Raw genomic sequence first — 362 nt, 5'->3', positions numbered from 1 at the left:
AAGAGGAATGATGTGCTTGTATTCAATTTCCCTTATCCGGGAAGATGGGACAGCATTGCCTTTGATGTAATGTCATATTATGTAAAGCGTTGTATAGCAGTTCCGGGAGACACTTTGGAAATCAAGGACTGCCATTATAGGGTGAAAGGGCATGACGGATACTTGGGGAATACTGCTGCACAAGATAAATTGCAAAAATTACTTGACTCCGAGGAATTTGTGAATAGGGGAATAGTGGTTGAAAGTTATCCTTTTGATAAAGAACTGGGCTGGAGCATTGCCGAATTTGGGCCATTGTACATACCGGCTAAAGGAAGTGTAGTAGAGATGGATTCACTGAACCGGATGCTTTATAGAAATCT

At 41.4% G+C, this 362-nt stretch carries 1 protein-coding gene; it reads left to right on the top strand.

The features are described 5' to 3' along the window. Positions 1-362 (top strand): S26 family signal peptidase (locus DWZ03_RS20220; RefSeq protein WP_243634956.1); only part of this gene is annotated, 362 nt, incomplete at both ends.

The sequence above is a fragment of the Bacteroides sp. AF29-11 genome (assembly GCF_003602895.1).
Lineage (GTDB): Bacteria > Bacteroidota > Bacteroidia > Bacteroidales > Bacteroidaceae > Bacteroides > Bacteroides uniformis.
The sequence above is the reverse complement of the archived record's forward strand: the minus strand, read 5'-3'. Positions and strand labels throughout refer to the sequence as shown.